The organism is Streptomyces sp. NPDC053427 (genome assembly GCF_044544985.1).
Lineage (GTDB): Bacteria > Actinomycetota > Actinomycetes > Streptomycetales > Streptomycetaceae > Streptomyces.
Genome location: NZ_JBITYA010000008.1, coordinates 299,194 through 323,751, shown reverse-complemented (window position 1 = coordinate 323,751; position 24,558 = coordinate 299,194). Strand labels below are relative to the sequence as shown.

Here is a 24,558-nt window from a genome sequence, read left to right as displayed (position 1 = left end):
CACTGCCGGGCCCGTACGTCCGCCCCACCCGGCGTCAGGAGAGCCGGCGGGCCTTCGCCGCCGCCTTCTTGGCCACCGTCTTCTTCGCCGCGGCCGTCTTGGCGGCGTTGACCTTGGTCGAATTCGCCTTGGTCACCGCCTTCTTCGCCGCCGCCTTCTTCGCCTGCCGCGGCACCGTCGCGGCATCGCTGACCCGGTCGCCGAGGATGTCCCGCAGGAACTTGCCGGTGTGGCTGGCCGGGATCGAGGCGATCTCCTCCGGCGTGCCCTCGGCGACGACCAGCCCGCCGCCGTTGCCGCCCTCGGGGCCCATGTCGATGACCCAGTCCGCCGTCTTGATCACATCGAGGTTGTGCTCGATGACGATCACGGAGTTGCCCTTCTCGACCAGCCCGGACAGCACCGTGATCAGCTTGCTGATGTCCTCGAAGTGCAGACCGGTGGTCGGCTCGTCCAGGACGTAGACCGTACGGCCCGTCGAACGCTTCTGGAGCTCGCTCGCCAGCTTCACCCGCTGCGCCTCGCCACCGGAGAGGGTCGGCGCGGACTGGCCGAGGCGGACATAGCCCAGGCCGACCTCGTGCAGGGTCTTCAGATGCCGGGAGATGGTCGGCACCGCCTCGAAGAAGTCCAGTGCCTCCTCGATGGGCATGTCCAGCACCTCGGCGATGGACTTGCCCTTGTAGTGCACCTCCAGCGTCTCGCGGTTGTAGCGCGCGCCGTGGCAGACCTCGCACGGAACGTACACATCCGGCAGGAAGTTCATCTCGATCTTGATCGTGCCGTCGCCCGAGCAGTTCTCGCAGCGGCCGCCCTTGACGTTGAAGGAGAAGCGCCCCGGCAGATAGCCGCGGACCTTGGCCTCCATCGTCTCCGCGAACAGCTTGCGGACGTGGTCGAAGACGCCGGTGTACGTCGCCGGGTTGGAGCGCGGCGTACGGCCGATCGGCGACTGGTCGACATGGACGACCTTGTCGACGAGGTCGTCGCCGTCGACCCGGGTGTGCCGCCCGGGGACCGACTTGGCGCCGTTCAGCTCGCGCGCCAGGTGGGTGTAGAGGATGTCGTTGACCAGCGTCGACTTGCCGGAGCCGGAAACGCCGGTGACGGCGGTCAGCACCCCGAGCGGGAAGGAGACGTCGATGTCCTGGAGGTTGTTCTCCTTCGCGCCGTGCACCGTCAGCTGTCGGCCCGGGTCGGTGGGCCGGCGGAGGTCGGGCGTCGCGATGGCGCGCTTTCCGGACAGATACTGCCCGGTGATGGACTCCTTGTTGGTCAGCAGCTGCTTGAGCGGGCCGCTGTGCACGACCTTGCCGCCGTGCTCACCGGCGCCGGGGCCGATGTCGACGACCCAGTCGGAGGTCTTGATGGTGTCCTCGTCGTGCTCCACCACGATCAGGGTGTTGCCGAGGTCGCGCAGCCGTACCAGGGTCTCGATCAGCCGGTGGTTGTCGCGCTGGTGCAGGCCGATCGAGGGCTCGTCCAGGACGTAGAGCACGCCCACCAGGCCGGAGCCGATCTGGGTGGCGAGGCGGATGCGCTGGGCCTCGCCGCCGGAGAGGGTGCCCGCCGCGCGGTTCAGCGAGAGGTAGTCCAGGCCGACGTCGACCAGGAACTTCAGCCGCTCGTTGACCTCCTTGAGGACCCGCTCGGCGATCTTCTTCTCGCGGGCGTTGAGCTTCATCTCCCGCAGGAAGTCGGCGCAGTCGCTGATCGACATGGCCGCGACCTCGGCGATGGAGCGCTCCTGCACGGTGACGGCGAGCACGATCGGCTTGAGTCGAGTGCCCTCACAGGTCGGGCAGGGCACCTCGCGCATATAGCCCTCGAAGCGCTCCCGGCTGCTGTCGCTCTCGGCCTCGCTGTGCCGCCGCTTGATGAACGGCAGGGCTCCCTCGAAGGGCGTGGTGTAGGCGCGCTGGCGGCCGTAGCGGTTGCGGTAGCGGACCTCGATCTGGGTCTTGTGGCCGTACAGCAGGGCCTTCTTGGCGCGGGCCGGCAGCCCGGCCCAGGGGATGTCCGTACGGAATCCGAGGGCGTCCGCCAGCGCGTCGACCAGGCGGCCGAAGTACTCCTTGGTGTGACCGCCGGACCAGGGGTGGATGGCGCCCTCGTCGAGGGAGCGCTCCTCGTCCGGGATGATCAGCTCGGGGTCGACCTCCATGCGGGTGCCGATGCCGGTGCAGTCCGGGCAGGCGCCGAAGGGCGAGTTGAAGGAGAAGGACCGCGGCTCCAGCTCCTCGAAGGAGAGGTCGTCGTGGGCGCAGTACAGATGCTCGGAGTACATCCGCTCGCGCTGCGGGTCGTCGGGGTCGAGATCGACGAAGTCGAGGATGACCATGCCGCCGGACAGGCCCAGGGCGGTCTCGACGGAGTCGGTCAGCCGCCGCTTGGCGCTCTCCTTGACGGTGAGGCGGTCGACGACCACCTCGATGGTGTGCTTCTCCTGCTTCTTCAGCTTCGGCGGCTCGGAGAGCTGGACGGTCTCGCCGTCGACGCGGGCACGGCTGTAGCCCTTGGTCTGGAGGTCGGCGAAGAGGTCGACGAACTCGCCCTTGCGCTCGCGGACCAGCGGCGAGAGCACCTGGAAGCGGCTGCCCTCGGGCAGCTCGAGGACCTTGTCGACGATGGCCTGCGGCGACTGCCGGGCGATCGGCCGCCCGCACTCGGGGCAGTGCGGCTTGCCGATCCGGGCGAAGAGGAGGCGGAGGTAGTCGTAGACCTCGGTGATCGTGCCGACCGTGGAGCGGGGGTTGCGGGACGTCGACTTCTGGTCGATCGAAACCGCGGGGGACAGGCCCTCGATGAAGTCCACATCGGGCTTGTCCATCTGCCCGAGGAACTGCCGGGCGTAGGAGGAGAGCGACTCGACATAGCGCCGCTGCCCCTCGGCGAAGATCGTGTCGAAGGCGAGCGAGGACTTGCCCGACCCGGAGAGCCCCGTGAAGACGATGAGGGAGTCGCGGGGGAGGTCGAGCGAGACGTTGCGGAGGTTGTGCTCGCGAGCGCCACGGACGATGAGACGGTCGGCCACGCCGGTCGGCACCTTTCTTGGAGAGGGGCGGGAACCGCGGCTCTGCGTCCGCCGCTCGGTGTCCGAGCAGAGGCGGCGGAGCGGAGCGGAGCCCCCGCCCCAGGGTATGGGGACCGCCGCGGCACTGTCTTTGTGATGCCATAACGAGCCTATAGCACGTGCATTCGATTTACGGTACGCGCAAGCTCTCTTCACCCAAACGTGTGGCGGCCCCACAACCTTCCCGCCCCGCCGACCAGCCATGACGCCATTCGGTGGCCGCCGCGACCCCGTCAGTTCCCGCCCGGCACCCCGCCCGGCAGCGCCCGCTCCAGCGCATCGAAGGCCCGCCGCAGCACCTCTTCCTGCCCGACCGCCACCTCTGCGGCCGGCTCGCCCGCCAGCTGCCGGCCCGCGGCGTCGTTGTGGGCCGCCCGGATCCCGGCGATGATCAGCGCCGCGGCCAGCCGGGAGTCGCCACCGGGGCACCCCGGGTCCCCGCCCGCGGCCTCGGCCAGCAGTCCGGCCAACAGGTTCTCGATCTCCTCGACCGCCTCGCGCGCCCGCGCCCGCAGCGCCGGCGAGTCCAGCACCGTACGCCAGAAATGCTCGAACCCCTCCCCCACCCCGCCCAGCGGATGGCGCTGCGCCAGCAGCTCCAGGTTCAGCCGGCGCAGCGCGGCCAGCGGCGTCTCGCCCACCCCGCGGTCCCGTACGGCCCGGGTGATCAGCTCGTGCGCCTCCGGGATCCGGTCGAGGAAGAGGTCCTCCTTCCGCGGGAAGTAGTTGAAGACGGTCATCGCGGACACCTCGGCGGCGCGGGCGACCTCGGCGACCGTGACGTTGTCGAAGCCGCGCTCGACGAAGAGCAGCGTCGCCTCGCCGGAGATCCGCTGCCGGGTCCGCAGCTTCTTGCGCTCGCGCAGCGTCAGCCGCCCGTCCTCTTCGGCGCGCCCGCCTTCCTCGCGGCCCTCGCGCTCCTTTTTCGCCATGCCCGGGATCTTAGGCGCCACCGAGGCATTAATTTTTACCCGCCACAAATTTTTAGTGACTATAGTTTCGCGTCATGAGCCATGACGCAGACGTAGTAGTGGCAGGGGGCGGCCCGGTGGGGCTGATGCTCGCCTGCGAACTCGCACTGGCGGACGTAACGGTCGTCGTCCTGGAGCGACTGACCGAGGTGGATACGACGATCAAGGCCGGGGCGATCAACTCCCCCAGCGCGGAAGCCCTTTACCGGCGCGGGATGCTGCCCGACCTGATGGAGGTGCAGCGCGCCGCCTTCGAGAAGTTCAGCTCGTTCATGCGGCAGCGGCAGGCCGCCGGCGCCTCCCAGGTGAAGCCGCCGCCGAAGTTCGCCGGCCACTTCGCGGGGATCATGCTGCGCGGCGACCTCCTGGACGAGTCGGACCCGGCCTTCGGACAGAGCGGCCCGGCCGGCGACCTCGGCCTGATACCCCAGGAAGCCCTGGAGCGGCTGCTCGCCGCCCGCGCCGCCGAGCTGGGCGTCGAGCTGCGCCGCGGGGTGACCCTCACCGGCTTCGACGCCGGCGAGGAGGACGTACACGTCCACACCTCCAACGGCTCGCTGCGCACCGGCTGGCTGGTGGGCTGCGACGGCGGCCGCAGCACGGTCCGCCGGCTCGCCGATTTCCCGTTCCCCGGTACGGATCCCGAGATCACCGGCCACCAGGCCCTCGTCGAGCTGACCGGCGCCGAGTCCCTGGGCGTCGGCTGGAACTCGACCGGGACCGGGACGTATGTGCACGGCCCGATGCCCGGCCGGATCCTGACCGTGGAGTTCGACGGACCTCCCGCGGACCGCAACGCGCCCGTCACCGCCGAGGAACTGCAGACCTCCCTGCGCCGCGTCTCCGGCGTCCAGGACGTCGCGATCACCAAGGTCCTCTCGGCCACCCGCTTCACGGACAACGCCCGCCAGGTGCCCGACTACCGCTCGGGGCGGGTACTGCTGGCCGGTGACGCGGCGCATGTGCACTCGCCGTTCGGCGGGCAGGGCCTCAACCTCGGCCTCGGCGATGCGACGAACCTGGGCTGGAAGCTGGCCGCCACGATCAAGGGCTGGGCACCGGAGGGGCTGCTCGACACCTACACCGCCGAGCGGCATCCCCTCGGCGCCTGGGTGCTGGAGTGGACCCGGGCCCAGGTGGCGCTGATGCGGCCGGAATCGCATACGCTCGCGCTGCGCAAGGTGATCGCGGAGCTGACCGGCACGGTCGAGGCCACCACCTTCTTCGCCAAGAAGATCTCCGGCGTCGGGCAGCGCTACGACCTGCCGGGCGGCCATCCGCTGACCGGCGCCAGCGCGCCCGACCTGGAGCTGTCCGACGGCACCCGGCTCGCCGAACATCTGCGCGGCGGCCGGGCCCTGTTGTTCGACCTCGCGGACGACGCCGAGCTCCGTGAGCGCACCGCCGGGTACGGCGACCGGGTACGGGTGCACACGGCCGGCTGCCCGCAGCGGCCCGGCCTCGCCGGCCTGCTGGTGCGCCCGGACGGCTGCACCGCCTGGGCGGCCGACGCCGGGGACGCTCCGGCCGGCCTCGACGCCGCGCTGCGCCGGTGGTTCGGAACGCCCGACGGGACGGCGGTCTGAGGACGGCACCCCGAAGCGGGACGGCAGGTTCCGGCCTGCCGCCCGCCCCTGCTCCCCCACCCGCGTACGCCCCCGACGGTGTCGGCCGACTCCCCAACTCGGCCCGGTGGCGCTACTTTCGGAGCATGACCACCACCCAGACGGACTTCCCGCGCGACGCATCCGCCGTCCGCGAGGCCACCGACCGGCTCCTGGTCTCGGCCGGCAAACTGGACGACGAGGCGATCGCCGAACCGTCCCTGCTCCCCGGCTGGACCCGCGGCCATGTCCTCGCCCATCTCGCGCGCAACGCGGACGCCCTGGGCAACCTCCTGACCTGGGCGCGTACGGACGTGCGTACGCCCATGTACGCGAGCGACACGGCCCGCGACGCCGACATCGAACGGGACGCCGACCGCTCGCTGGCCGACCACCTGGAGGACCTTCGGGAGAGCTCCGCCCGCTTCGATGCGGCGGCCCGGGCGCTGCCGGAGGACCGCCGGGCGTACGAGGTCGAGATGCGCAACGGCGTCGTCGAGCGCGCCGACCGCCTGGCGCTGCGCCGGCTGGCCGAACTCGAGCTGCACCACCTCGACCTCGGCGTCGGCTACACCCTCGACCAGCTGCTGCCCTCGTTCGTCGACGGCTACCTGGACCTCCTGACCGCGGTGAAATTCGCCGGGCACCCGGATCTGCCCGCCCTGGAGCTGGTGACCGGCGACGGCCGCCGCCGGCGCACCGGGCGTACGGACGCCGGGGCCGCGCCGCTGGTGGTGACGGGGTCCGCGGCGCAACTGGTCGGCTGGCTGACCGGCCGCGCCGACGGCTCCGGACTCGATGTCCCGGGCTCCGCCCTGCCCGCCGTTCCGCCGCTCTAGAGTGGCCTTATGGCCTACAGCGGAGCAGTGAAGGTCGGCGGACCGGCCGACGTGCACGAGCTGACCGACCTGATGATCTCGAAGGTCGCGGTCGGTCCGATGAACAACAACGCCTATCTGCTGCGGTGCCGCGCCACCGACGAGCAGCTGCTGATCGACGCGGCGGCCGATCCGCACACGCTGCTCGCGCTGATCGGCGACAGCGGCATCGCCTCCGTGGTGACCACGCACCGGCACGGTGACCACTGGGGCGCGCTGCGCGAGGTGGTCGATGCGACGGGCGCGCGGACGTACGCGGGGCGGTACGACGCCGAGGGCATTCCGGTCCCCACGGACGTCCCGGTCGAGGACGGCGACACCCTCACCGTCGGGCGCGTCGAACTGACCGCGCGCCACCTGGTCGGCCACACCCCGGGCAGCATCGCCCTGGTCTACGACGACCCGCACGGCGCCCCGCATCTGTTCACCGGGGACTGCCTCTTCCCCGGCGGCGTCGGCAACACCTGGGGCGACGCCAAGAACTTCGCCAGCCTGATCGAGGGCGTACGGACCAAGCTCTTCGACCGGCTGCCCGATGAGACCTGGGTCTATCCGGGCCACGGCGACGACACCACGCTCGGCGCCGAGCGGCCGCATCTGGCCGAGTGGCGCGAGCGCGGCTGGTAGCCGTTCGCCGTCGCGGCCGGTGACCTTGTAGCCGTACGGGGTCACGGGCCGCGGCGCCGTCAGGCGTGGATGTCGTCCTTGGCCTTCGCCTCGGCCGCCGCCTGCTTCTTCGAGGCGCGAAGGCTGGTGATCGTCGTGACGACGAGGACCGCGCAGATGACGCCCAGCGAGAGCGGGATGCCGATCTCCGGAACGGGCACCCCGGACTCGTGCAGCGCGTGCAGCACCAGCTTCACCCCGATGAACCCGAGGATCACCGACAGGCCGTACGAGAGGTGGACCAGCTTCTTGAGCAGCCCGCCGATCAGGAAGTACAGCTGCCGCAGGCCCATCAGGGCGAAGGCGTTGGCGGTGAAGACGATGTACGGGTCCTGGGTGAGACCGAAGATCGCCGGGATGGAGTCCAGTGCGAACAGGACATCGGTGGTGCCGATCGCCAGCATGACGATCAGCATCGGCGTCATCAGCCGCCTGCCGTTCTCGACGACGAACAGCTTGGTGCCGTGGTACTTGTCGGTCGACGGGAAGCGCTTCTCGACCATCTTGAGGAAGCGGTTCTCCTCGAACTCCTCGTCCTCCTCCTCGGCGCGCGCCTCCTTGATGAGCTTCCACCCGGTCCAGATGAGGAACGCGCCGAAGATGTAGAACACCCAGGAGAAGTTGGCGATGATCGCGGCGCCGGCCCCGATGAAGCCGGCGCGCAGCACCAGCGCGATCAGCACGCCGACCATCAGCACCCGCTGCTGGTAGATCGTCGGGACCGCGAACTTCGCCATGATCAGCACGAAGACGAAGAGGTTGTCGACGCTCAGGGACTTCTCGGTGATGAAGCCCGCGAAGAACTCACCGGCGGGCGCGGTGCCGCCGAAGATCAGCAGCCCGAGGCCGAACAGCGCGGCAAGCGCGATCCAGACACCGGTCCAGATTCCGGCCTCCTTGAGGGAGACCTCGTGCGGTTTGCGGCCGCCGATGAAGAAATCGGCGGCGATCAGGGCGCACAGACCAAGAATGGTCAGCGCCCACAGGGTCAGGGAAACGTCCACTGCTCCTCCGGCAGAGTCGTACGGCACTCACAGCGTCGTCGCTGCCGGAGGTCTCTTCCACCCGGGACCGCGCCGCTGGCGGTCGCAGTGCCGGGCCGACGCCCCGGGATCTCGTCACACTCGCAATCCGTGATGACGGGTACGTCGTAGCAGGGATAGCAGGAATACTCCCCTCCGCCCTGAAAGAGTAAAGGAAGACCAAGGAAGAGTAAAGGGAAGGGTAAAACTCCAGGTCAGGGGCTAGATGTCAGGAGGCGGGGACGCCCGATGGCGGGACGTCGGGCGTCAGTGGCGGTGTGCGGGACGGGCCTGGGCGAGGCGGCCGAGGACCTGGCGCAGGACCTGGCTGCCCCTGGGCGCGAGCGACGGCTCGTACGTCCAGGCGTGCCCGACCCAGGGGTCGGCGAGATGGGCGTCGGGCACCGGCGTGATGCGCAGCAGGGACCGCCACAGCGGGTCCAGGATCGGGCCGTACTCCTGGGCCTGGGCGCGGTCGGCGACCATCAGCAGATGCACCCCGACCGCCGGGCCCTCGTCGGCCAGATAGCGCAACCGGGTGACGGCCCGGTCGTCGAAGCCGTGCGGGAAGTCGTGCACGATCACCAGCTGTTCGGCGATGTCGACGTCCGGCGGCAGGGAATCCGCGGCGCGGTTGCGCACCGCCATCTGGACGAGATCCACCCGCCGGGTCAGCGCCTCCAGGGTCGCGGCCACCCCCTGGGCGCCGGGGGCCGGGGGCTCGCGCAGCGCGCCGGTCTCCAGCAGCGGGGCGAGCGCGGGCACCGCCGTACCGCCGGGGTCGATGACCTGGACGGCGAGGTCTCCGGCCGGATGGACGGCCAGCAGCCGGGCGGCGACCGCGACGGCGGCGTCCAGGGCGAGGCGGCGCAGCTCGGCCTCGTCCGGCGGCCCGTCGGTGAGCGCGCTGCCCAGCTCCCGGCGGGGGTACTCGCGCTCGAGGTCCAGGGCGGGGGCGTAGCCGGCCGGTCCGCTGTCGATCCACAGCCCGCGCTCCAGGGGGAGGCGCACGAGCATGGGGATGCGCAGGTCCAGGACCTCCGGGAGGTGCAGATCGCCCAGGCGGAAGGCCATCGGGGGCTCCAGCGGGACGTGATAGCCCTGCCATACGGGGCTGTCCCAGCGGGCGTAGGCGGGCGGCAGCGCCGGCTCGACGACGTCCGATTCGGCGGCGAGCTGGGCGAGGTCGCGGTCGAGGGCCTCGCGGGCCTGGGCCACCAGGGCGGCGTGCTTGTCGCGGGCGGTGGCGCGGGCGACGTCGGCGGCCGCGCCCATGCGGCTGCGCGGGTCGGCGAGGGCCTTGTCGAGTTCCTGCTCCAGGCGGGACGCGGCGAAGTCGCAGGCGCTGCGGTAGGCCGCCACCGAGCGGGCCAGGTCCTCGAACATGCCCCAGACCTGGTTGTAGAGCCGCTCGTCCATGCTCCACCCGGCGGCGTCACCGGCCTCCGGGGCCGGCGGGGCGTCCGACGCGGCCGGGGCGGCGGGGACCGCGGGGGCCGGGGCGGTACGCCGCTGGGGATGGCGGTAGTCGATGGGGCCGTCGCCGGGTGCGGAGGCGGTGGGAGCCGCCGGTGCCGCACCGGGCTGTTCGGCGCGGCCGGCCGCCACCGATGGGGGTGCCCCCTGCTCGAGCGAAGCCGAGAGCTTGGGGGACGGCACCGCGCGGGCCTGGCCCAGGCTGACCGCCTCCTCGATCTCCGCGGCCAGCTCGGCCGCCTGCGGCAGCCCCTGGTCGCGCAGCATGGCCACCAGGCCGTCGGCGTAGCCCTGGCCGACCGCGCGCACCTTCCAGGCGCCCTGTCTGCGGTACAGCTCCACCGCGACGACGGCGGCCTCGGCGCCCAGGCCGGTGATGGTGTACCCGGCGAGCGGGCCGCCGTCGAGGCCGGTGATGGCCACGCGGGGTGCGGCGGCCGCGCCGAAGCCGGCCGGCGAGCCGGCCCCGGCGGGCAGCGCGAGCAGCACGCTGACCCGGTGGACGGCCTCCGGCAGCGCGTCGAGGTCGACCGCGACACGGTGCTCGGACGCCGCCTGGCGGGGCACCTCGATGCCCGGGCGGCGGGGCGCTCCCGGATGGGCCACCGCCTCGACGCCCGACAGCGTGCCCCGCTCATCGCCGAGCGTGACCCCGGCGATGACGGGCCCGCCCGCGGTGATGCGGATCTCCACACGGGTCCGGTCCAGCGGATGGTTCTGCCCACGGACCAGCTCGGCCGTCATCGGTGTGTTCCCCCTGCTTGGCGTACGTCCCGGGCCGGGCGCCGGGCGCGGTGCCCGGGGTGCGGCGGCGCGGCCCGGTGCGCGCTGCCGCTGCGGTGCGGTGGTTACAGGTGCGGCAGCATCGCGGGCACCAGGTCCTGGAAGGTGCGACCGCTGGAGGGCTCACCGATGGCGGTCATCGCCCAGCCGCTGCCCGCGCGGTGCACCTTGGACATGACCTGCGCGGTGTACTGGCCGCCGCCCGTGAGGGTGTAGCGGGCCAGCTCCTGGCCGTTGGTCTCGTCGACCAGCCGGCAGAAGGCGTCCTGGACCTCGGCGAAGGTCTGGCCGGTGAAGGAGTTGACGGTGAACACGATCTGGTCGATGTGCACCGGAATCCGCGCGAGGTCGACGAGGATCGCCTCGTCGTCGCCGCCCTGGCCGGCGCCGCCGACCCGGTTGTCGCCGGTGTGCCGCACCGAACCGTCGTCGCTGACGAGGTGCTGGAAGAACACGACGTCGACGGGCTTCTTGTCGGCGAACAGCACCGCCGAGGCGTCGAGGTCGATCTCGTTGGTGCGCCGTCCGAACAGGCCACGGCGCGGCGCCGAGCGCCAGCCCAGCCCCATCCGCACCGCGGTCAGGGTGCCTCCGTCGGACTTCTGCAGGCTGATGCCCTGCCCCTTGGACAAATTGACCGACACGCGCCGTCCCCTCTCCGTACTTCTCCGCCCGCTTTTCCGGCGGTGCCTTCGACCCTACGCACGACGACGGGGCAAGGGCCTCCGCGCCCCGCGTTTTGTGGCGTTTCTGCAACACACCCGGAGCGGGGAGGCCCCCTGCTCCGGACGTGTGGCGACGCCGCTCACTTCACGCCGGCCTCCTTCATCTGGCGCAGTTCCTTCTTCAGTTCGCCGACCTCGTCGCGGAGCCGGGCCGCGACCTCGAACTGCAGCTCGGCCGCGGCGGCCCGCATCCGCTCGGTCATCTCCTCGATGAGCTCGGCCAGTTCGGCGGCCGGGCGGTCCGTCACGGCCACCCCGCCCTTGCCGCCCTTGCCCTTCGCGCCGAGGGAGGGCACCGGGGCCGCCGCCTTGCCGCCCTTGCCGCCCGCGCCCTCGGACGGCTTGCGGTAGGCCGTGCCGAGCAGTTCCTGGGTGTCGATCTCCTCCCGCGCGATGGTCGCCACGATGTCGCCGATCTTCTTCCGCAGCGGCTGCGGGTCGATGCCGTTCTTCTTGTTGTACGCGAGCTGCTTCTCCCGGCGGCGGTTGGTCTCGTCGATGGCCTTCTCCATCGCCGCGGTGATCTTGTCGGCGTACATGTGGACCTGGCCGGAGACGTTGCGGGCGGCGCGTCCGATCGTCTGGATCAGCGCGGAGCCGGAGCGCAGGAAGCCCTCCTTGTCGGCGTCCAGAATGGCCACCAGCGACACCTCGGGCAGGTCGAGGCCCTCGCGCAACAGGTTGATGCCCACCAGGACGTCGAACTCGCCGGACCGCAGCTCGCGCAGCAGCTCCACGCGCCGCAGGGTGTCCACGTCGCTGTGCAGATAGCGGACCTGGATACCGAGCTCCAGGAAGTAGTCCGTGAGGTCCTCGGCCATCTTCTTGGTCAGGGTGGTGACCAGGACGCGCTCGTCCTTCTCCGTCCGCGCGCGGATCTCGTGCACCAGGTCGTCGATCTGCCCGTCGGTGGGCTTGACGACCACCTCCGGGTCGACCAGGCCGGTCGGGCGGATGATCTGCTCCACGAAGCCGTCGCCGCGCGCGAGTTCGTACTTGCCCGGGGTCGCGGACAGATAGACGGTCTGGCCGATGCGCCCGAGGAACTCTTCCCACTTCAGCGGCCTGTTGTCCATGGCGGACGGCAGCCGGAAGCCGTGCTCGACCAGGGTGCGCTTGCGGGAGGCGTCGCCCTCGTACATCGCGCCGATCTGCGGGACGGTGACATGCGACTCGTCGATGACCAGGAGGAAGTCGTCCGGGAAGTAGTCGATGAGGGTGTTGGGCGCGGAGCCGGGCTCGCGGTCGTCCATGTGCATCGAGTAGTTCTCGATGCCCGAGCAGGAGCCGATCTGCCGCATCATCTCGATGTCGTAGGTGGTGCGCATCCGCAGCCGCTGGGCCTCCAGCAGCTTGTTCTGCTTCTCCAGGGTGGCCAGGCGCTCGGCCAGCTCGGTCTCGATCCCGGCGATGGCCTTCTCCATGCGCTCGGGGCCGGCGATGTAATGGCTGGCCGGGAAGATGTACAGCGACCGGTCGTCGCTGATCACCTCGCCGGTGAGCGGGTGGAGCGTGGAGAGCGCCTCGATCTCGTCGCCGAACATCTCGATCCGGACGGCCAGCTCCTCGTAGACCGGGAAGATCTCGATGGTGTCGCCGCGGACCCGGAACGTGCCGCGGGTGAAGGCGACGTCGTTGCGGGTGTACTGGATGTCGACGAAGCGGCGCAGCAGCTGGTCGCGGTCGATTTCGTCGCCGACCTTCAGGGGCACCATCCGGTCGACGTACTCCTGCGGCGTACCCAGGCCGTAAATGCAGGACACCGAGGCGACCACGATGACGTCCCGCCGCGTGAGCAGCGAATTCGTCGCGGAGTGGCGCAGGCGTTCGACCTCCTCGTTGATGGAGGAGTCCTTCTCGATGTACGTATCGGACTGCGGGACGTACGCCTCGGGCTGGTAGTAGTCGTAGTAGGAGACGAAGTACTCGACGGCGTTGTTGGGGAGCAGCTCGCGGAATTCGTTGGCGAGCTGCGCCGCGAGGGTTTTGTTGGGCGCCATGACGAGCGTCGGGCGCTGCAGCTTCTCGATCATCCACGCGGTGGTCGCCGATTTGCCGGTGCCTGTCGCACCCAGCAGGACGACATCCTTCTCACCGCCGCGGATGCGCCGCTCCAGCTCGGCGATGGCCGCCGGCTGGTCGCCATTGGGCTGGTAGGGGCTGACGACCTCGAAGGGCGCCACCGTGCGTTCGATCTTTGATACGGGCCGCATGGGATCCACCGTACGACCCGCCACTGACAACCGGCGTGGCAAACGCTCCGACCAGCAGATTCGCGCGAATGGCCGCCGCCCGTCGCGGGCCCTCGGCGGCCCGCTCGCGGAGCCCCGCCGCAGCGGTCACCGCCGCGGGCCGGCCGGGGCCGTGGCCCGCTCGGGCGGGTCTGACCTCGTGGGTCCGCTGCGGGGCCGGGTGCGGCGGCCGTCATCGGGGTGGTGCCGGGGCGGGTCTCCGGGGGCAAAACCGGTCACAAGCGCTACGGGTGACGAGGCGTCGGTCGAGATGCGCGGATGCCGAGGCTCCGGCAAGTTGGACGGCGTCGGGCGCACGTCTGCTGCACGGCGGTTACGGGCATCCTGCAACTACGTCGCTCACACGGAACACGGGCCATTTCGCCTTCATTTCCCGGCCATCTTCCGACTACCTACCGCTACGGCCCGGCTGCGAGCCTCCGCTCGTATGACCGGTGCACGTCACTCCAGGTCAGTTCACGTCCCCGACGTCACGAGGAGTCCGTATGCGTATTCGTCCCGTCGCCACCGTTGTCGCCGGTGCGCTCATGGGTCTGTCCACGCTCATCGTCTCCGGCACCACCGCGCAGGCCGCGACCACCGGGCACGGCACAGTGACCATCGCCCACCGCGGCGCCCCGACACACGCCCCCGAGAACACCCTGGCCTCCATCGACGCGGCCCACCGGCTCGGCGACGTCTGGGTCGAGAACGACGTCCAGCGCACCAAGGACGGCGAGCTGGTCATCCTGCACGACAACTCGCTGGCCCGGACCACCAACGTCGAGCAGGTCTTCCCCGACCGGAAGCCCTGGAACGTCAAGGACTTCACCCTCAACGAGATCGAGAAGCTGGACGCGGGCAGCTGGTTCAGTCCGAAGTTCGAGGGTGAGCGGGTGCCCACGCTCGAGGACTACATGGACGAGGTCGAGGACAACGGCCAAAAGCTCCTGCTGGAGCTCAAGTCGCCGGAGCTCTACCCCGGCATCGAGCTGCAGACCCTGATGCAGCTGCGCCACCAGGGCTGGCTGGACAGGAACCACGTCAAGCGCCGGCTGGTCGTCCAGAGCTTCAACGCCGACTCCATCAAGACCGTCCACAGCATCCGGCCGGACGTCAAAACGGGCTTCCTCGGCAATCCGTCGGTCGCCGACCTCCCCACGTACGCGGAGTTCTGCGACCAGATCAACCCCAACTACACGACGGTCACGCCCGGCTACGTCAACGCCGTGCACGGGCTGCAGGGCCCGCACGGGCGCCGACTGCAGCTCTACACCTGGACCGTCGACGACGGCACGAAGGCGGTCGGCCTCGCCCGGACGGGTGTCGACGGCATCATCAGCAACAAGGCCGACGAGATCCGCGAGGCGCTGGAGACCAGCGACGACTGAGCGCGCCCCTGCCGGACGACGGGCGGGGCGCGGGAGCAGCACCGGAGCCCGGCCCCGCCCGCACCCGGCCCCCGGCACCCTGCGTCCGATGCCCTGCCCCGGCGCGCTTCCCGGCTTCCTCCCCCGGCGCTCGTTCCGCGGCGCCCGTTCCCCGGCGCGATGTCAGTGGCGGGTCCTACTCTGATCACGTGACGCATTACGAGCAGACCGCGCAGGGGACAGGTCCGGCGACGCCGCCGGGACCGGAGCCGGGCGCGGACCGCACCGCCCGCCGCGACTGGGCCTGGACGCGGCGGGAGACCCCCATCGGACCGCTGCTGCTCGCCGCGACCCGCGAGGGCCTGGTCCAGGTGGTCTTCCATGCCGACGAGCGGACCAGCCGCCGTGCGCTGACCCGACTGGAGCAGTACTTCGGCGGACCGCCGCTCCCCGGGATACCCCACCTCGAGACGGCCGGCGCCGAGCTCGCCGCCTATTTCTCCGGCGAGCTGCGGTCCTTCTCGGTCCCCCTGGACTGGTCGCTGTCGTCCGGCTTCAACGCCCGGGTCCTGCACGCCCTGGCCGACGGGGTCCCCTACGGCAGCGTCGTCGGCTATCAGGACCTCGCCGACCGGGTCGGGGAGCCGGGTGCCGCCCGCGCGGTGGGCGCGGCGATGGGCTCCAACCCGCTCCCGGTCGTCGTGCCCTGCCATCGGGTCGTCGCCAGCGACGGCGGTATCGGCGGCTTCGGCGGCGGCCTGGAGACCAAACGGCTGCTGCTGGCGCTGGAGGGCGTCCTGCCCGCACCGCTGTTCTGACCGTGTCCCGTTTTCCCCAGCCGGTGTCCGGCTCCTGTGAAGGGCAGTGCCATGTCCCGTCAGATCGCTCTGCTCCGCGGCATCAACGTCGGGGGCCACAACCGCTTCCCCAAGGCGCAACAGCTGGAGCTGGCGCAGGCCCTGGGCTTCCAGGACGTCTCCGTCCTGCTGCAGACGGGCAATATCGTCTTCGCCACCCCGGAGACACCGCCGGCGGAGACGGCCCGGATGATCCACGACCGGATCGCCGCCGATCTGGGCCTGACGGTGCCGGTCGTCGTCCGGACCCGGGACGAGCTGGCCGCCGTCGTCGCCGCGAATCCGTTTCCGCAGGCCACAGCGGAGCCCAAGAGCCTGCATGTCACCTTCTTGTCGGCGGCGCCGGCCGACACCTCCCGGCTGGACGCGCTCGATGCGGCCGCGTTCGCGCCCGACCACTTCCGGCTGACCGGGCGCGAACTGTATCTGTGGTGCCCGAACGGCATCGGCCGCTCCAAGCTCGCCGATGCGGTGGGCCGCGCCCCGCTCGGGGTGACGGCCACCTCGCGTAACTGGAACACCGTCACCAAGCTGCTGGCCCTGGCGGACGCCTGACCGCTCCCGGTGTACGGTGCCGGGCCGTCAGCGCCAGCCGTAGCGTTCCCGCAGCCGGTTGACGACCAGGTTGAAGCGGCCCCGGTCCAGTGCGCAGGCCTCGCGCCGCATCCCGGCCGGGTGCACCCGCAGCACCCGGTCCACCGCCACCCAGGAGTCGCGGCCCGCGCGGTCCCAGGGGCCGACGCCGATGGCGACCCAGTCCCGGTCGTTGTTGTGCCGCTTGCTGGAGAGCTGCACGGCCAGCAACGTGCCGGCGCTCTCGCGGGCGACGACGAGGACGGGCCGGTCCTTGCCGCGGCCGTCGTTCTCCTCGTAGGGCACCCAGGTCCACACGATCTCCCCGGGGTCCGGGTCGCCGTCGTGGTCGGGCGCGTAGGACGTCTTGACGGTGCCGACGGAGCGCGGCAGCGCTTCCACGGTCGCGGTGGGGCCCTCGCGGCCGGGCAGCGGCGTGGCGTCGTCGGATGCGGGAGGCGTGGATGACGTGGTCATGACCTCACGCTATCCGCCCTCGTCGGAGGGGTTGCGGGCGGTCCCCCGCCCGCGCTCGAGGACCGATTGTCAGTGGTGGGTCGTACGGTTTTCAGCAGCGGGGGACGGTCGTCGGGACCGTCCGGGGAGGGAGTTCGCCATGTCCGGGACCACGACGTATATGGAGCTGTCCCAAGAGGGCGGCGGCGCCCACAAGTTCTACGAGGTGACGGTTTCCGGCACGGTCGTCTCGGTGCGCTACGGCCGGATCGGGGCGGCCGGCCAGCAGCAGTCCTCGGCGTTCCCGACGCACGAGAAGGCGCAGGCCGCGGCCGCCAGGAAGATCGGCGAAAAGGTCCGCAAGGGGTACGCCCCCGCCGTCCAGGGACAGCGCGTCGCCCGGCCGGTGACGCGGCGCCAGGTCGCCTCCGCGCCGTCGACGGCGCGCGCGGTCGCGCCGGTGCTGTGGCGGTTCCGCACGGGCGCCGCCACGTTCGGCATCCATATCGCCGAGGACCGCTGCTGGGTGGGAAACCAGAACGGCGATGTCCACACCCTCGGACACGACGGCGAGGTGCTCGCCCGCTATCAGCTCCCCGACGGCGTCAAGTGCCTGGTGGCGGACGACTTCTGGATCTACGCCGGCTGCGACGACGGCAAGGTCTACGACCTGTCCTCGAAGCTGCCGTTCGCCGCCTACGACATCGCGCCCGACGTCGACATCTTCTGGCTGGACATCCGCGAGGGCATCCTCAACGTCGCGGACCGCAGCGGCGGCCTGACCGTCATCGACCACGAGGACGAGTACCAGTGGTCGCGGCGCAGTCCGGGCGAGCACGCCTGGATGGTGCGGCGCGACGAGCACGCCGTCTACCACGGCCATCGCCAGGGCGTCACCGCCTACCGCGCCGACGGCAGCGGCGAGTTGTGGCACGCCCCGACCAAGGGCGCGGTGCTGTTCGGCTGGCAGGAGGACCGTGCGGTGTACGCCGGCACCGACAAGCGCGTCGTCCAGCGGCTGGCGAAGGCCACCGGCGCGGTGGAGGCCACCTACGGCTGCGACACGGTCGTCTACTCCTGCGCCACCGCCCTCGACGGCCGCTATGTCTTCGCCGGGGACTCGGCCTCCTCGGTGTACTGCTTCGCCGCCGACGGCACCCGCCTGTGGAAGCTGGGCACGGGCGGCGGCTCGGCGCTGTCGATGCAGTATCTGGACGAGAAGCTGTACATGGTGACCACCGACGGCTCCCTGGTGTGTGTGGACGCGAGCGACGCGGCGATCGCCGCCGCCCGGTCGGGCACGGTCCCGGTCGCCCGGGACATCAAGTCGGCCGCCGCGCTGCCCACTTACACCCCGTCCGCCACGGTGCAGACGGTGGCGTCCGCCGGGGCCTCCGGGATCGTGGTGGAGTGCATCCAGGAGGGCGGCCGGCTGCGGGTCCATGTGGTCTCCGAGGGCTATGAACCGTCCTGGAACGTCCAGTTCCCCCGCCATATACGCCGTCCCGGGATGCGCTATGTCGTCGAGGACCTGTCGCCTGCCTCGGGCGGTTTCTACCGCGTCCGCGGCGAGATCCGGCAGCTCGTCTGACGGCCCCGGGCGCGGGGCCTGCTCCGGGCGCTCCGGCGACGCTCAGCCGAGCCCGCTCCAGGCCGGCCGGCGGGGATCGTCGGCCCGTACGACGACATCGGCCGCCTCCTCCGGCCGCGTCTCGTCCTCGTAGCGGGCGAACGCGGGCAGCGTCCAGCGCCGGTCCGGCGGCGTACGGCGGGCGAGCGCGGCGGGCGACAGCTTCAGGTGCACCGTGAGATCGAAGGGAAACCAGTGTCCGAGCAGCAGCGGTCCGTGCAGCACCAGGACGCCGCCGGGCGGGAGTTCCACGTATCCGCTGCGGGTGGCGCGGTCCGCCACGGGATCCCACAGGTCCGGAAGCACCCGTCCGGTGCCGCCCGGGTCCAGCGGCTGGAACACCTCGCGCCACAGGGCCCGCCGGTCGAACCACTCGTCGTAAAAGGCCTCGGGGTCCTCGCGGCCGTACTCCAGCCGCAGGGAGGCGGGGCGCAGAAAGCCGAAGGTGCCGGCCTTGTGCACCGCCCGCCCCCGGATCCGCAGCGCCTCGGCGAGCCGCCCGGCCAGCTCGCCCGGCGAGGACAACGGCGCCCCCTGCTCGCGCGCAGCCGGGAGCAGGGGGGCCGGAGCCCCGTCGACCGCGATGCGCAGCCAGGGGCTCCCGTCCGTCGCCGTCATCGCGGCGATGTGGTCGGCGAGGGCGTCGGTCAGCCGTTCCCAGGTGATCGCTTCGAGCCGCACCCTGTCATTGTGCCCGGCTGCCGGAGAGGAGCCCCGCCGGGTCCGCGCGGCGCCGGGCGGTCCGGTGGGGAGCCGGGGGTGGGACCGCCGGAGAGGGTGCCGTCCGTGGTTCCTTGTTGCCGAGGTTCAGGCCTCGTCCGCGGACGGGCGGGCGGCTCCGTGGCGGCTGAGTTCGGCCGCCGCCTCCTTCGTCGCCTCGATGGCGCTCTCGGGCGGCTGCGGCATCGCCTGCTTGGGCTTGAGGAGCAGGACCGAGCCCATGATGGAGCCGTCCCACATGATCGGCGCCGCGCAGGAATTCCAGCCCGCCATGCACTCCTCGTACCCGAGCGCATGGCCGAGGTCGCGGACCTCCGCCAGGGACGCCAGCAGCGCGTCGTTGTCCCGGAAGACACCGGGCCCCGCCTGGTCGGGGACGGGCTCGGCCAGCACCCGCTGCTGGAGCACCCGGGGCAGGTAGGCGAGGATCGTGCGGCCGGAAGCGCCGGTGCGCAGCGAGCGGGTCACCGACAGCACATCGCGGGGCGTCATCCCCAGCTCGGCGAGGTCGGAGTCGCCGACGGCCATGTCGACGCACTGCCGCTGCGCGCCGGAGAACGGCGCCACCATGTAGAGGAACGCCAGCCCGCCGTCGGTGGCCTCACGCAGCGCGCGCAGCGCCGTTTGCGTGGCGTCGCCGTCGAGGCGGTGGTCGAGGGCGGTGAAGGCCAGTTGGGCGGCGGACGTGCGCAGCCGGTAGAGGCCGCGGTCCACACGTTCGAAGATGCTCTGGTAGATACCGGACTGCAGGATGCGGTAGACGACGGAGTCGTCCAGGCCGGTGAATTCGGCTATCTCCCCCGGTCCATGGGCGTATCCGCCGAGTTCGGCGAAGGCCGTCTGGACGAGGAAGACCCGCTCGGCATGGCCGGATCCCGACGTCCGCGCGCCCGCGGCCGCAGCACCCTTGGGGGCCTGGCCCGGGTTCTTGGCGCGGCCCGGGCGGCGCTGCGCCACGGCCGCGGTGCCCTCCCCCGAGCTCCCGGCTGCGCTCGAGCAGGGGGTACCCCCGTCGGAGGAGGTGGCGGCGGCCGAAGCCGCGGCTCCCGGCGCTGTGGTGCTGTTGCCCATCGTGTGCTCTCTCCCCTGGCAGTGATCCGCGCCCGAAGGCGCACGGCATATGTGGTGCGAGCCGGCACCCCCGTCGCTCGCGGCCCTCTGTGCTGCCCCGGGCGGACGGCTCCGGGATGCCCTCCCGAAGCCGTTGTGCCCGTCCTGCGCCCTCGGCTACCGGGCGACGTCCAGGGCGAGTTTCCCGGTCGGGGTGCGCGCGGCCAGATCGTGATGCGCGCGCGCCGCCTCACCGAGGGCGTAGGTCGCGCCGAGCAGCGGCTTGAGCCGGCCGTCGGCCACCGCGTCGAACAGGGCACGCATGGAGGTCGGCAGGGCGGTGCGGTCGGCGTAGAGCTGCGGGAGCCAGAAGCCCGAGACCGTGAGGGACCGCTCCATCAGCTCCCGGGTCGGCACGCTCGCCAGTTCGCCGCCGGCGAAGCCGTACGCCGCGAGCCGGCCGCGCGGGGCGACGGCGGCGAGGGTCGCCGCGAAGGTGGCACCGCCGGTCATCTCCAGCGCGGCCTGCACCGGGCCGCCGGCCGCCGCCACGATGCGTTCGGTCAGATCGTCCGCCGTGGAGTCGACCACCGCATGGGCGCCCAGCTCCGCCGCCACCTTGCGCTTGGCCTCCGATCCGGCGAGGGCGACGACCTTGGCGCCGGCGTGCACGGCAAGCTGGACGGCCAGCGAGCCGACGCCGCCGGCCGCGGCCGGGACGACGACGGTCTCGCCCTCGGTGATGCGCAGCGCGGTGAAGAGCAGATGCCAGGCGCTGTTGCCCTGGAGGGCCAGCGCGATGGCCTGTTCGTCGGTGATGTCGTCGGGCACGTCCCAGGTGACGCGGCGGTGCAGCAGCGTCCGCTCGGCGTATCCGCCGCCCCGGGTCAGCCCGACGACGCGCCGGCCGCCGTCCACGGTGCCCACGACCTCGTTGCCGGGTATGTAGGGCAGTTCGACGGGCGCGAGGTAGGAGTCCCCGCGGACATGCACGTCCGCGTAGTTGACGCCGGCCAGGGTCACCTCGACCAGGGAGTGGCCGCCGCGGGGCGCGGGTTCGGGCACGTCCTCCAGCCGCAGCACGTCCGGGCCGCCGAATTCTCGCATCACAATCGCGCGCACGACTCTCCCTCGGGTTCTCAGGTGCGGTGCCCGCACAGGGTAGGCACGGCGCCCGCGGACCCGCCCTCACCCGATCAATTCGCGCCAACCATCCGGCCTTTCGCGCGCCGTCTCTCCGCGTCCGGCGACACATATCCGGCGGCTTTCTCGCGAGGTGAGAAAGCAGTGAGATGTTTTCCGCCCCTTAGGGCGATTTGCAATAGATCTACCCAACAGTACGCGCGGGGTGGCTCCTACGCGCCCTTCGTTTTCTTCCGGCTACCGGAAGAGATCTCCGCCGCCTACGATCCGGAACTGTGTCCGCCGTCGACCGGATGTGACGGCCACGCCCCCAGGGGCGGCGCGCGTTCCGCGAGGCAGTCGCGTCGGCCCACCCCACCCGGTGAGACGGGCGGGTGGCGGCGGGTGCGGCCCTGCGTGCGAGGGGGCGGGCACGGCCTGAGGGGGAATCATGATGGGGAAATCGGGGGGCGGCAGGCCGGCGTTCGCGCCGGCCTGCCGGGACCTTCAAAGGGCACAGCCGCTGCCGTCCGCGCCACTGCGCCTCCTGCGGTCCGCCTCCGCTTCTCTGCCCGCCTCACTGACGGCCTCGATCGCGGCCGCCACCGACGCTGTCATCGCTGCCGCGCGCCGGCACTCCCGCGTGAATGCGGCACCGCCCTTTCTGGACGCGACCCGCTACCGCAGGGGAACCACGCGCCCCCGCCGAGAAAGGCACTGCCCATGAACGCGTCGAGCAGTACGAGCACCACCGGGCTCCAGTTCACCCACCCGTATCTCGCCGTGGTATTGGGCGGCGGCTTCACGGGGATGCTGGCCGCCGCGGCGCTGTCCGAACACGCCGATGTCGTCATCGTCGAGCGGGACCGGCTGCCGCGTACCCGCGCCCTGCCCACGGACCTTCCGCAGGCCCGGCACGCGCATCTGCTGTCGGCGGACGGCGCCCGGTCCGTGGACGAGCTGCTGCCCGGCGTCGTCGAAGGGTGGCTGGCCGAGGGGGCCCGCCTCATGCCGCTGCCGTCCGGCCCCGCACCCCAGGGCTGGTTACCCCGCCGGCCCGCGCAGTGCGTGATCGCCTGTTCCCGCGACCTGCTCGACAGGGTCGTCCGCGAGCAGGTCCCGGCCCTCGAGGGCATCGGCGTCCTCGACGGCACGGAAGCCGAGGAGCTGACCGGGACGGCGGAGCACATCACCGGGGTACGCGTCCGGGACACCGTCACCGGCAGGGCCCGCCGCCTGGACGCCGATCTCGTCGTCGACGCCACCGGGCGCGGCTCCACCACACCCGGCCGGCTGGCCGCACTGGGCCTGCCCGCCGTGCGCGAAGAGCTCGCCGACCACGGCATCGTCTGCGCCACCCGGATCTTCCGCGCACCGCCCGGCAAGGAGAACTGCCCGGTGCTCACCGACCGTTCGGCCCCGGAGGACCACCAGGGCCCCGGGCGGACGGCGACGCTGGTCCCCATCGAGGACGGCCGCTGGCTGGTCACCCTCACCGGCGCCGGAGCCGACCGGCCGTCCGAACACGCCGACCGGTTCGTGTCGTTCGCCCGCCGCATACCCCACTCCGCCATCGGCGACCTGATAGCCGACGCCGAGCCGCTGAGCGAGGTCCGCGTCTCCCGCGACTCCGCCAGCAGGCTGCGGCACTACGCACGTCTGCGGTGCTGGCCCACGGGTTTCGTCGCCCTGGGCGGCGCGGTCGCCGCGTTCACCCCCGATTACGGTCAGGGCCTGTCCATCGCCGCGCACAGCGCCCTTGCCCTGCGGGACGCGCTGCGCCGGCGCGGGCTGGACGAACCGGCCCTCGCCCGCAGCGTGCAGCAGTCCCTCGCGCGCATCGCCCAGGCGCCCTGGACACCGGCCACCGGCCAGGCGCGCCCCACCGCCCCCACCGGGCAGCGGCCGTCCGCGGCCGGCCGGTTCGTACGCGGCGCCGTCAACGGCGTGCTCGGCTCCGCCATCGGCCGTTCCCCGGTCCGCCGTGCCTACGTCGACGTGATGCCGTCCGCTCCCACGGCCCGCTCCACGCGCCCGGCCGTCCCGGTACCCGTGTCGGCGACCGCGGCCGGCCGGCGCAAACCGGCGGAGCGCTGACGGGCCGGCCCTCCCCCGTAGGGAAAATCCGTTCGCCCGGCGCCCGGCCATCGATCACAGTGGTGGCGGGGTGCCGCACCGCGCGGCACCGCGAACCGGAGAGCCACGGTGCAACTGCCGTGCACAGGAACGGGGAACGGGCATGTCGACGCTGCGCGTCACGGTCGAGCAGGTGACGATCCATGAGCATCCCGACGCCGATGCGCTGGAGCTCGCCCAGGTGGGGCTGTACCGCGCCGTCGTCGCCAAGGGGGTCTACCGCACCGGTGACTTCGCCCTGTACATCCCCGAACAGGCCGTGCTGCCCCAGGAGCTGGTGGCCGAGCTGGGGCTGACCGGCAAGCTCGCCGGTTCCGCCGCCGACCGGGTCAAGGCGATCCGGCTGCGCGGCGAGCTGTCGCAGGGCATCGTGTGCCGGCCCAGGGCGCTTCAGGGCAGGGACCTGGCGCGTGCGGGTGCGGAGGGCACGGATTTCGCGGCGGAGCTGGGGATCGCGAAATGGGTGCCTCCGGTGCCGATTTCGATGGGCGGCGAGGCCGAGCCGGCGCCCGATCTGCTGCCGTGGGTCGACATCGAGAACCTCAAGCGCTATCCGGAGGTGTTCACCGAGGGCGAGCCGGTGGCCGTCACGGAGAAGGTGCACGGCACGGCGTGCTGCCTGACGTACCGCGCCGGGGACGACCGCGTCCAGGTGACGTCCAAGGGGCTGGGCGCGCAGCGGCTGGCCCTGGTGGAGGACTCGAAGAACCTGTACTGGCGGGCGGTGCGCGCCCATCGCACGGCCCATGTCGCGGCGGAGCTGGCCGCGGAGCTGGGGGCTTCGCGGGTCGGCGTCTTCGGCGAGGTGTACGGCGACGGCGTACAGGATCTGGGGTACGGCGCGGACAGCCGCCGGGAGGAGCCCGCGTACGCCGTGTTCGACGTCTCTGTGGAGATCGACGGACAGGTGCGCTGGCTGGCGCCGGAGGAGCTGACCGAGGTGCTGGACGGTCGGCTGCCGCTGGTCCCGACGCTGTTCACGGGAGCGTACGACGCGCAGCGGGTGATGGAGCTGGCGGAGGGGCGCGAGACGCTGTCCGGGCGGGCGGTGCACGTCCGCGAGGGCGTGGTCGTCCGTCCGCTGGCCGACCGCTACAGCGCGGTGCTGGGCGGCCGCGCCATCGCCAAGGTGGTCAGCGGCGCGTATCTCACGCGCAAGGGCGGCACGGAGTACGAGTAGCCGCGGGCCCGTCCGCCGGGCCGACCGGCCCGCGG

At 71.8% G+C, this 24,558-nt stretch carries 19 protein-coding genes; 9 read left to right on the top strand and 10 right to left on the bottom strand.

The features are described from left to right. Nucleotides 1-34: 34 nt before the first annotated feature. Nucleotides 35-3,034 (bottom strand): excinuclease ABC subunit UvrA, encoded by a 3,000-nt coding sequence (gene uvrA / locus ACIGWZ_RS23845; protein ID WP_400067765.1) that lies wholly within the window; start codon nucleotides 3,032-3,034, stop codon nucleotides 35-37. Between the two features lie 272 nt (nucleotides 3,035-3,306). Further along, nucleotides 3,307-4,005, bottom strand: coding sequence for a TetR/AcrR family transcriptional regulator (locus ACIGWZ_RS23840; RefSeq protein WP_400067764.1), 699 nt, complete (start codon nucleotides 4,003-4,005; stop codon nucleotides 3,307-3,309). Nucleotides 4,006-4,079: 74 nt separating this feature from the next. On the opposite strand from ACIGWZ_RS23840, the gene ACIGWZ_RS23835 reads away from it, so the two are divergent. The 3 genes from ACIGWZ_RS23835 to ACIGWZ_RS23825 all read left to right on the top strand — a co-directional run bounded on the left by ACIGWZ_RS23835 (nucleotide 4,080) and on the right by ACIGWZ_RS23825 (nucleotide 7,153). Continuing rightward, entirely contained in the window at nucleotides 4,080-5,630 is a 1,551-nt protein-coding gene (locus ACIGWZ_RS23835) for an FAD-dependent monooxygenase (protein WP_400067762.1), read from the top strand. 125 nt (nucleotides 5,631-5,755) lie between these two features. Further along, entirely contained in the window at nucleotides 5,756-6,487 is a 732-nt protein-coding gene (locus tag ACIGWZ_RS23830; RefSeq protein ID WP_400067759.1) for a maleylpyruvate isomerase family mycothiol-dependent enzyme, read from the top strand. Between the two features lie 9 nt (nucleotides 6,488-6,496). Further along, nucleotides 6,497-7,153 carry an MBL fold metallo-hydrolase gene (locus ACIGWZ_RS23825; RefSeq protein ID WP_400067757.1) on the top strand — a complete coding sequence of 219 codons (657 nt, stop codon included), beginning with the start codon at nucleotides 6,497-6,499 and terminating at the stop codon, nucleotides 7,151-7,153. Nucleotides 7,154-7,212: 59 nt separating this feature from the next. On the opposite strand, the gene ACIGWZ_RS23820 is transcribed toward ACIGWZ_RS23825, so the two are convergent. The 4 genes from ACIGWZ_RS23820 to uvrB form a co-directional block, all read right to left on the bottom strand. Further along, the gene (locus tag ACIGWZ_RS23820) at nucleotides 7,213-8,196 is read right to left on the bottom strand and encodes a TerC family protein (protein ID WP_400067755.1); all 984 of its coding nucleotides are present in this window, start codon (nucleotides 8,194-8,196) and stop codon (nucleotides 7,213-7,215) included. Between the two features lie 285 nt (nucleotides 8,197-8,481). Further along, nucleotides 8,482-10,434: a TerD family protein gene (locus ACIGWZ_RS23815; protein WP_400067753.1), complete on the bottom strand. Its 1,953-nt coding sequence runs from the start codon at nucleotides 10,432-10,434 to the stop codon at nucleotides 8,482-8,484. A gap of 104 nt (nucleotides 10,435-10,538) precedes the next feature. Beyond that, nucleotides 10,539-11,117 (bottom strand): TerD family protein, encoded by a 579-nt coding sequence (locus ACIGWZ_RS23810; protein ID WP_400067751.1) that lies wholly within the window; start codon nucleotides 11,115-11,117, stop codon nucleotides 10,539-10,541. A 161-nt stretch (nucleotides 11,118-11,278) separates the two neighbouring features. Further along, nucleotides 11,279-13,411, bottom strand: a complete 2,133-nt coding sequence (gene uvrB, locus ACIGWZ_RS23805; protein WP_400067749.1) for an excinuclease ABC subunit UvrB — start codon at nucleotides 13,409-13,411, stop codon at nucleotides 11,279-11,281. A gap of 524 nt (nucleotides 13,412-13,935) precedes the next feature. On the opposite strand from uvrB, the gene ACIGWZ_RS23800 reads away from it, so the two are divergent. From ACIGWZ_RS23800 to ACIGWZ_RS23790, 3 genes are all read left to right on the top strand, one after another. After that, nucleotides 13,936-14,820, top strand: a complete 885-nt coding sequence (locus ACIGWZ_RS23800; protein WP_400067747.1) for a glycerophosphodiester phosphodiesterase — start codon at nucleotides 13,936-13,938, stop codon at nucleotides 14,818-14,820. Nucleotides 14,821-15,008: 188 nt separating this feature from the next. Continuing rightward, complete coding sequence (locus ACIGWZ_RS23795) at nucleotides 15,009-15,617, top strand: methylated-DNA--[protein]-cysteine S-methyltransferase (RefSeq protein WP_400067745.1); 609 nt, start codon at nucleotides 15,009-15,011, stop codon at nucleotides 15,615-15,617. A 51-nt stretch (nucleotides 15,618-15,668) separates the two neighbouring features. After that, a complete protein-coding gene (locus ACIGWZ_RS23790) occupies nucleotides 15,669-16,211 on the top strand; it encodes a DUF1697 domain-containing protein (protein ID WP_400067743.1) in 543 nt (180 codons plus the stop codon). Between the two features lie 27 nt (nucleotides 16,212-16,238). Here the strand turns inward: ACIGWZ_RS23790 and ACIGWZ_RS23785 are convergent, their stop codons facing one another. After that, entirely contained in the window at nucleotides 16,239-16,706 is a 468-nt protein-coding gene (locus ACIGWZ_RS23785; protein ID WP_400067741.1) for a type II toxin-antitoxin system PemK/MazF family toxin, read from the bottom strand. A gap of 139 nt (nucleotides 16,707-16,845) precedes the next feature. On the opposite strand from ACIGWZ_RS23785, the gene ACIGWZ_RS23780 reads away from it, so the two are divergent. Continuing rightward, nucleotides 16,846-18,276 (top strand): WGR domain-containing protein, encoded by a 1,431-nt coding sequence (locus ACIGWZ_RS23780; RefSeq protein ID WP_400067739.1) that lies wholly within the window; start codon nucleotides 16,846-16,848, stop codon nucleotides 18,274-18,276. Between the two features lie 42 nt (nucleotides 18,277-18,318). On the opposite strand, the gene ACIGWZ_RS23775 is transcribed toward ACIGWZ_RS23780, so the two are convergent. The 3 genes from ACIGWZ_RS23775 to ACIGWZ_RS23765 form a co-directional block, all read right to left on the bottom strand. Further along, nucleotides 18,319-18,996 carry a uridine kinase gene (locus ACIGWZ_RS23775; RefSeq protein ID WP_400067737.1) on the bottom strand — a complete coding sequence of 226 codons (678 nt, stop codon included), beginning with the start codon at nucleotides 18,994-18,996 and terminating at the stop codon, nucleotides 18,319-18,321. A gap of 126 nt (nucleotides 18,997-19,122) precedes the next feature. Further along, nucleotides 19,123-20,106, bottom strand: coding sequence for an IclR family transcriptional regulator C-terminal domain-containing protein (locus ACIGWZ_RS23770; protein WP_400067735.1), 984 nt, complete (start codon nucleotides 20,104-20,106; stop codon nucleotides 19,123-19,125). Between the two features lie 156 nt (nucleotides 20,107-20,262). Continuing rightward, nucleotides 20,263-21,207 (bottom strand): zinc-binding alcohol dehydrogenase family protein, encoded by a 945-nt coding sequence (locus ACIGWZ_RS23765; RefSeq protein WP_400067733.1) that lies wholly within the window; start codon nucleotides 21,205-21,207, stop codon nucleotides 20,263-20,265. A 723-nt stretch (nucleotides 21,208-21,930) separates the two neighbouring features. Here ACIGWZ_RS23765 and ACIGWZ_RS23760 point away from each other — a divergent pair. Both ACIGWZ_RS23760 and ACIGWZ_RS23755 read left to right on the top strand, forming a co-directional pair. Then, the gene (locus tag ACIGWZ_RS23760) at nucleotides 21,931-23,304 is read left to right on the top strand and encodes an FAD-dependent oxidoreductase (RefSeq protein WP_400067731.1); all 1,374 of its coding nucleotides are present in this window, start codon (nucleotides 21,931-21,933) and stop codon (nucleotides 23,302-23,304) included. A 142-nt stretch (nucleotides 23,305-23,446) separates the two neighbouring features. Then, nucleotides 23,447-24,523, top strand: a complete 1,077-nt coding sequence (locus ACIGWZ_RS23755; protein WP_400067729.1) for an RNA ligase (ATP) — start codon at nucleotides 23,447-23,449, stop codon at nucleotides 24,521-24,523. The last annotated feature ends 35 nt before the right edge of the window (nucleotides 24,524-24,558 follow it).

Bases quoted from the DNA above. Each gene is read 5' to 3' on its own strand.
- ACIGWZ_RS23815 (WP_400067753.1), bottom strand. From the start codon at position 10,434: ATGACGGCCGAGCTGGTCCGTGGGCAGAACCATCCGCTGGACCGGACC.
- ACIGWZ_RS23780 (WP_400067739.1), top strand. From the start codon at position 16,846: ATGTCCGGGACCACGACGTATATGGAGCTGTCCCAAGAGGGCGGCGGC.
- ACIGWZ_RS23790 (WP_400067743.1), top strand. From the start codon at position 15,669: ATGTCCCGTCAGATCGCTCTGCTCCGCGGCATCAACGTCGGGGGCCAC.
- uvrB (WP_400067749.1), bottom strand. From the start codon at position 13,411: ATGCGGCCCGTATCAAAGATCGAACGCACGGTGGCGCCCTTCGAGGTC.
- ACIGWZ_RS23800 (WP_400067747.1), top strand. From the start codon at position 13,936: ATGCGTATTCGTCCCGTCGCCACCGTTGTCGCCGGTGCGCTCATGGGT.
- ACIGWZ_RS23770 (WP_400067735.1), bottom strand. From the start codon at position 20,106: ATGGGCAACAGCACCACAGCGCCGGGAGCCGCGGCTTCGGCCGCCGCC.
- ACIGWZ_RS23825 (WP_400067757.1), top strand. From the start codon at position 6,497: ATGGCCTACAGCGGAGCAGTGAAGGTCGGCGGACCGGCCGACGTGCAC.
- ACIGWZ_RS23760 (WP_400067731.1), top strand. From the start codon at position 21,931: ATGAACGCGTCGAGCAGTACGAGCACCACCGGGCTCCAGTTCACCCAC.
- ACIGWZ_RS23785 (WP_400067741.1), bottom strand. From the start codon at position 16,706: ATGACCACGTCATCCACGCCTCCCGCATCCGACGACGCCACGCCGCTG.
- ACIGWZ_RS23835 (WP_400067762.1), top strand. From the start codon at position 4,080: ATGAGCCATGACGCAGACGTAGTAGTGGCAGGGGGCGGCCCGGTGGGG.
- ACIGWZ_RS23840 (WP_400067764.1), bottom strand. From the start codon at position 4,005: ATGGCGAAAAAGGAGCGCGAGGGCCGCGAGGAAGGCGGGCGCGCCGAA.
- ACIGWZ_RS23830 (WP_400067759.1), top strand. From the start codon at position 5,756: ATGACCACCACCCAGACGGACTTCCCGCGCGACGCATCCGCCGTCCGC.
- ACIGWZ_RS23755 (WP_400067729.1), top strand. From the start codon at position 23,447: ATGTCGACGCTGCGCGTCACGGTCGAGCAGGTGACGATCCATGAGCAT.